6 protein-coding genes and 1 pseudogene are annotated in these 6451 nt (G+C 42.8%); 4 read left to right on the forward strand and 3 right to left on the reverse strand.

The features are described 5' to 3' along the window. Positions 1-85: 85 nt before the first annotated feature. Positions 86-1540, forward strand: coding sequence for an amino acid permease (locus VIM72_RS30780; RefSeq protein WP_332006628.1), 1455 nt, complete (start codon positions 86-88; stop codon positions 1538-1540). Here the strand turns inward: VIM72_RS30780 and VIM72_RS30785 are convergent. Together VIM72_RS30785 and VIM72_RS30790 are read right to left on the reverse strand one after the other, a co-directional pair. Next, the gene (locus tag VIM72_RS30785) at positions 1521-2705 is read right to left on the reverse strand and encodes a hypothetical protein (RefSeq protein WP_332006629.1); all 1185 of its coding nucleotides are present in this window, start codon (positions 2703-2705) and stop codon (positions 1521-1523) included. The two genes, VIM72_RS30780 and VIM72_RS30785, sit on opposite strands and share 20 nt — an antisense overlap. Positions 2706-2728: 23 nt before the next feature. After that, positions 2729-3166 (reverse strand): hypothetical protein, encoded by a 438-nt coding sequence (locus tag VIM72_RS30790; RefSeq protein WP_332006630.1) that lies wholly within the window; start codon positions 3164-3166, stop codon positions 2729-2731. Positions 3167-3414: 248 nt separating this feature from the next. On the opposite strand from VIM72_RS30790, the gene VIM72_RS30795 reads away from it, so the two are divergent. The 3 genes from VIM72_RS30795 (at position 3415) to VIM72_RS30805 (ending at position 5460) form a co-directional block, all read left to right on the forward strand. Continuing rightward, the gene (locus VIM72_RS30795) at positions 3415-4032 is read left to right on the forward strand and encodes a hypothetical protein (RefSeq protein WP_332006631.1); all 618 of its coding nucleotides are present in this window, start codon (positions 3415-3417) and stop codon (positions 4030-4032) included. Positions 4033-4088: 56 nt separating this feature from the next. After that, entirely contained in the window at positions 4089-4604 is a 516-nt protein-coding gene (locus VIM72_RS30800; RefSeq protein ID WP_332006632.1) for a sigma-70 family RNA polymerase sigma factor, read from the forward strand. A gap of 457 nt (positions 4605-5061) precedes the next feature. After that, a complete protein-coding gene (locus VIM72_RS30805) occupies positions 5062-5460 on the forward strand; it encodes a VOC family protein (RefSeq protein ID WP_332006633.1) in 399 nt (132 codons plus the stop codon). Positions 5461-5641: 181 nt separating this feature from the next. Here VIM72_RS30805 and VIM72_RS30810 read toward each other — a convergent pair. Next, positions 5642-6451: pseudogene (locus VIM72_RS30810) on the reverse strand (hypothetical protein); the annotation flags it as partial.

The following is a 6451-nucleotide window of genomic DNA, read 5'->3' on the forward strand; positions in this document are numbered from 1 at the left end:
CCCCCTCCCCACCGGAAAATTTACCCCAATACTCCTTTTCTGCCAAAATTACCTCAAATTGCAGCCTTATCCACCATAACAGACATTGAGCACAACAAACCAAAAAACCGAAGAAAAAAGCCTTAAAAGAGGCCTCCAGAACAGGCATATCCAGTTAATTGCCCTCGGCGGCGCCATTGGCACCGGTTTATTCCTGGGCATAGGCCCTGCAGCAGTACTGGCAGGTCCCTCTGTAATTTTAGGCTATGCTTTAGCAGGTATCATTGCTTTCTTTATTATGCGCCAGCTGGGCGAAATGGTGGTAGAAGAACCGGTATCCGGTAGTTTCAGTCATTTTGCCTATAAATACTGGGGCTCGTTTGCAGGTTTCTCTTCCGGGTGGAATTACTGGATCTTATATATCCTGGTGAGCATGTCTGAGCTCACAGCTATAGGGGTGTATATACATTTCTGGTGGCCGGAAATCCCTTTATGGTGCTCCAGTCTTTTCTTTTTCGTTGCCATTAATGCGTTAAACCTTAGCTCTGTTAAAGTGTATGGAGAAGCTGAGTTCTGGTTTTCGATTATAAAAGTGGTGGCTATTATAGCGATGATCGTTTTTGGTATTTACCTGCTGATCAGTGGAAGCGGAGGCGCACAGGCAAACATACAGAATCTTTGGAACGACGGCGGCTTTTTCCCACGGGGATTACTGGAAGCCGATGGCAAAGGTGGTTTCCAGGGATTGTTTGCGGCCATTGCGCTTATCATGTTCTCTTTCGGCGGATTGGAATTGATCGGCATCACCGCTGCGGAAGCCGACCGTCCGGAGAAAACCATCCCAAAGGCTACCAACCAGGTTATTTACCGTATCCTGATCTTTTATGTAGGCGCCCTCATCATCCTGTTTTCATTATCTCCATGGAAAAGTATTACCACAGATAGCAGCCCGTTTGTAATGGTGTTTGAGAGCTTAAAAGGATTCCAGTTCAGCCTCTTTGGCAAAACCATTTATTTCACCAGCCTCATCGCCAATGTGTTGAACCTGATCGTTCTTACAGCAGCGCTTTCCGTGTACAATAGTTGCGTATACAGCAATAGCAGGATGTTATACGGGTTGTCGAAACAAGGCAATGCACCCGCTTTTTTATCTCACCTGAATAAAAATCATGTACCGGTAAAAGCCATACTGGTATCAGGATTGTTTGCGGCTATCTGCATTGTGGTAAATAAAGTGATCCCTGAAAAGGCGCTCGAGGTGTTAATGTCGCTGGTAGTATCAACGCTTATCATCAACTGGCTGATGATTACGGTGGTGCATTTGAAATTCAAAAAGAGTAAAAGAGCTGATAATATCCGTACAAAGTTCCCTTCTTTTATATACCCGGTGTCTAACTACATTTGCCTGGTATTCCTGGTAGGCATACTGGCGCTGATGTGGATCACCGGCATGAAATTGCCGGTGGAGCTGATACCAGTGTGGGTGCTGTTTTTGTATGTATGTTTTTTATTGGTGAAGAGGAATAAACAAACCACGGCCCCTACTTCATTACCTGGTTAAATCCGTATCTCAAATTAATACTCGCTATAAACGCACTGAAAGGATCTTTCTCTTTCAGGTAATTATCAATGCCTGCTTCCGCCACAATCCAGATGGTTTTGGCAACCCGGAATTCGGTGCCAAAATTAAACAGCAGGGATTTTTCAAATCCCTCATAGTTCTGGTACTTAAACTGCGTTTCTGCAAAGCCTCTGAAACTGGCGGTACCCAGGTAGTAGCGCACATTCACGGTAGCATTGATAGCGGTAGTGTCTTTAAACTCCGACCGGGGCAAACTGAAGCTGCCGCCTAATAACAACTGGCTGCTCTTCCCGATACCTAAAGCCCAGGTAACCCAGGTGTTAAAAGAAGCAAAGCCGGCGTTCTTAATCAGGGAATCGCGCGATTGACCTACCCAGGCAATTGCCCCATCCAGGCGGGTGGTGTTCCAATGTTCGCTTTTAAATTTTTCTATGAGGCTGTCTACAGCAGCGTAGTACTTTTTCTTATCCTTGTCATATCCTTTCTTAAAGGCGTCGTAACTGGCCTGTAAGGAGGTATCCGGGTTTTCTTTGAGATATTCTTCCGCTTTGTTTTCTGCAAAGTCCCAGAATTCGGCGTCATGATCCTTTCCATACTGTGCGCGTTCTGCGGGCGGTACTTCTTTATGAACAATAATGATCCAGTTATTCTTAAATTCCCTTAGCGCCAGCTGTTCCTGTTGCTGTGCAATAAATACTTCTTTCCTTTTGGCTGCGTTCAGTAACAGGTCGTCCTTTTTCCTGACGATAGAAAAACGATAACCAATGGCCAGTTTGGAAGATACATTTCCCGAATCAACAATAGCCCCTATGCTAAAGGAAGAATTATACCAGAACCTTCTTTTGCCATAATCTTCCAGCGTCCAGTTTTTGCTGGCCAGTTTACCGGGAGAAAATTCCACGGCAAAATTGCGGGGAATTACGCCTTGCCCGTTTGAATAAAACGGGGATAAGCTAAGGGCAAACTTTTGAATATCAGAAGGACGTAACAGGTTGGAGGGATCTGCGCCCAGCGCCTTAAAGGCAGGCATGTCAGGAACAGAAAAATTCAGCAGGTAATGTTCTGTGCTGTCCGTTTTAAACTGTGCAGATGCCTGGAAGGAAACCAAGAACAGTAACAGGCATATCTTTCTAAATGGTAACATACAAGGGTTTTAAAGAGATGGAATCATTTTTTCCTGGCAACCAGCTGCAATAAGATATCTTCGGTTTTACCGGTAACATCAGCGCCTAAAGTAACGGTAGACCCATCCCCTACCTGGTCGCTGCCTATTACTTTGGCAGTGTCAAAATCATCTCCCTGTAATACGCTTACTTTTAATTTATATCCGTTATCATCTTTATACTTCCTTACCCTGAAGGAGATATCCAGCACTCTTTTATCAAAGTTGATCAGGGGTTCCCCGGGTTTATAATCATTCTGCACCAGGTAGTAGTCCGGCTGGGGAAGCTCGTTGCTGTTTTGCCGGAGGGGCTTTGTTAATATGGGCAGTTCATCCGCAGTAGCGGCCCACATCTGGTAAATGTAAGTAATAAAATAGATGCCGGTCATTTCTATTCTTATCCATAGTTTTCCGCCATTCGGGTCATAGGATACCTTCTTCATGATATACAGATTAGGCCCTAAAAATAGATATTCTGGCCGGACAACATATGATTTCTATATAAAAAAATGTTTACGCTTCTGTTTATTACCTCAAATCCCACCATCTCTTAAAAAAAACTGCTTAACAAAGGATTAACCAGAACATGAGGAAAATACATTACCCAAAATGATAATTAAAATGTCTTTATAGTAATGAAACGTTTTTCCGGAAAAACGTCTCGGATTTAAGAACTATAAAAAATAAAATAATGGGAAGCATAGCGCGACAGCAGGTTTCTTTTATTGCATATTATCTTAAAATTAATCCAAAAACATTTAAAATGGGATTAAGAGTTCTGACTTTTCTATTCTATATCTTATTGGGATCCGGTCATGTATCGCATTCACCAATCAATCATCCATCCGATCTTATTATAGTTGGCAGTGAGTATGTAGAAGTTGCTGTCTGTTTAAACAACGAACATAGCGTAAGTAATGAGTATAAAGAAGATTTATCCGATTTAAACAATATACCTGGTATCAGTAACGGGTATAAAGAAGATGTATGTTATTTAAATGATGTACCAGATATTAGTAATAAGTATGAAGAGATTTTATTCTACCCTGGTAATGAAATAGCAATCGTATGTCTCCATCGGAATCATACAAACATCTTCTATATTAAAAGAAAGGCACCATTAAATATTTATCTATTAAGGGGTAAACGGGTCGAAAATCTGTCAAAAAAATTCAAGGAGAACAAATGGTTATTAAAAGAGAATTACCAGTTGTATAAAATAGCCTGTCATCAACATATAATAAAAGAATACAGGATAAAATATAAAAGATCATCTACACTGATCACACATAACTTTCTCATCATTTAGTTACCTGACACATAACAAAACTGATTTAATTATTTATTGATTAAAAAGGACATCTTATGCCTGACAACAACGCCTGCCACGAAAATTATGAAGAACTAATGATAGAGATTGGAAATCGTTTTCCGGGATTCAACCAGGAAGATGTGAAAGATGCAATAGGAAACGCCATGCTGAGCATTTTCCAGGGAAGAAATAAACAGCCAATAAAAAATTTGGAGAATTATCTTATGAAAGCAACAAAATTTGGATTAATGGGTGAAATTAAACGTAAAAAAAATAATAAGGTGAAAGAAGACTCAGTAACCCGTGCAATATATGACTCTGAAAATCCAAAGGTAGAAATAGATCCATGGGATCACGACTACTATGTGGAACTTATCAGAACAAATATCCACAGGCTTACAGCGCGACAACAGGAGGTAATCCTGCTTACCCTGGAAAATAAAAGTATAGATGAGATTGCCCAAAAGCTGGGTGTTACCTATAATACTGTTAAAAAACATAAAGATAACGCCAAAAAGATCCTCTCTTCTATATTTAAATCAAATGAAACCGATTCCTTCACTCGTTAATACAAACCTCTACTATGCTGAAAATTTCAGATCTCCCAAGCTTGCTGTTAAAGTTTCATCAAAACACATTAACAGATACCGAAAGGCAACTCCTGGACGACTGGAGGGGCGAATCTGCTTTCAATCAACAGAAATATAACGAAATCACCGATCCGGAACTTGCCAGAAAGAAAATGCAGTTGGTACTCGACAACAAGAACACTCCCCGCCCTGTCCGGCGACCTAAAAGGCCACGCAGTTATGCCAGAAAGAAGAGTACAAAATGGGACTCTCACATGTCCTGATCACTCGAAGTCTTTGTGCATAACTCTGTAATCGTATGACCTGTATTAGAGGTATTTCCATACCCTTAATACAGGTCTTTTTTTACGCCCTGCCGGAAAATTCTTTTCCCTGCTGACATAGGGCTGTCATACCTCCTCCCTACTTTTACAATACACCATAAAACAAACACAATATGCTAAGAGGATTTGCCACCCAAACGTTTTTTGCAGCCAACCATGAAGCGGCAAAAAAATGGTATACAGAGTTAACCGGTATCCCTCCTTACTTTGAAAAGCCGGGCTATGCGGAGTTCCGCCTGGGCGATTACCAGCATGAACTGGGTATCATCGACAGTAAATATGCACCTGCACAAGCCGGCAGGGCCCCTGGTGGCGCCATTATTTACTGGCATGTGGATAATATACAGGCCGGGTTGGAAAAATTGCTTGGCTTGGGCGCTACTGTGTTTGAACCTGTTACGGAACGGGGTCATGGATTTGTGACGGCTTCTGTTGTAGATCCTTTCGGCAATATCCTGGGTATTATGTATAACCCTCATTATGTGGACGTGTTGGAAGGCAACAAAAAATAACGTGGCAGTTGCGCTTTAATCTGCCGGTGCTGCCGCCGCGCTGGTAGTTGCTCATCGCAGATAGGCCCATCCGGCTATACCTGTAAACGCCCCGGCATAACGTAATTATTTTTCTTAACGGGCATACTTTTCGAAATAGTGCTGCGGTTATTATTTTCCGGAGATAAACCGGCAGCAGTTACTACTGCAGTGCAATCACGGTACTGTCTTTCGTAAAGCGGGTATCCTTTACGGCGCCGGTGCCGGCAAACCGGTATTGTACGCCTACAATATCCGAAGGCGGATTAGCAAAGGTTAGCTCAGCGGCGGAAGAATCATTTACATAAAACTGCATATGCCTGTTTTGGGCAACCACACGCAGCTTCACCCACTCTGTAAGATTGGCCCCGAATTTCGACAGGTCGGTATTCCTGCTGTTGATAGTTGTGCCTGCGGCAAACAGGGCGAGCTCTCCCACGCAACCAGGCGCGCACAAGGGAATAACGATCACATCATTTTTACAGAGGATCATTACTTCCACCCGCTGGCAGGCAGCGGTACCCTGCCGGAAACCGCTCTTTAATGTAGTTTCAAAAGTAAAGTGGTCGTTCCGGAGGTCGCCGAACGACTGCACATAAAAAAAACACAGTGCCGGCGGATCGGGTTGCAGGGGCAGATGATATTGCGATAACAGCGTTTCGTCTACTTCCACACAGTTTCCTTTCAGCACTTCGTTCTTCCTGAAATACAGCGGGGTGCCCGGTTGCTGCTCTACCAATGCAAGCCATCCACCGGAGCCTATCATCAGGTCGTGCTCTTTTACAATTTGTTTGTTGACCATTAATTTGGCCCTGAAATACCCCGGTGTATAATAAATGGTGGTAAAGGTGTTTTCTTTTGCGGGCACGGGTATTTTCCTCCTGATATCCCAACTTTGAGAAATAAAAACGGAATCTTTTCCTGCGGCAGCTGCGTTGTAGTTGAAAATAACAGAATTGGGCACTCCCTCCCT

Source organism: Chitinophaga sp., assembly GCF_036569185.1.
GTDB lineage: Bacteria > Bacteroidota > Bacteroidia > Chitinophagales > Chitinophagaceae > Chitinophaga.

Excerpts from the sequence above, each read along its gene's own strand:
- VIM72_RS30785 (WP_332006629.1), bottom strand. The coding sequence starts at position 2,705 with ATGTTACCATTTAGAAAGATATGCCTGTTACTGTTCTTGGTTTCCTTC.
- VIM72_RS30790 (WP_332006630.1), bottom strand. The coding sequence starts at position 3,166 with ATGAAGAAGGTATCCTATGACCCGAATGGCGGAAAACTATGGATAAGA.
- VIM72_RS30795 (WP_332006631.1), top strand. The coding sequence starts at position 3,415 with ATGGGAAGCATAGCGCGACAGCAGGTTTCTTTTATTGCATATTATCTT.
- VIM72_RS30800 (WP_332006632.1), top strand. The coding sequence starts at position 4,089 with ATGCCTGACAACAACGCCTGCCACGAAAATTATGAAGAACTAATGATA.
- VIM72_RS30805 (WP_332006633.1), top strand. The coding sequence starts at position 5,062 with ATGCTAAGAGGATTTGCCACCCAAACGTTTTTTGCAGCCAACCATGAA.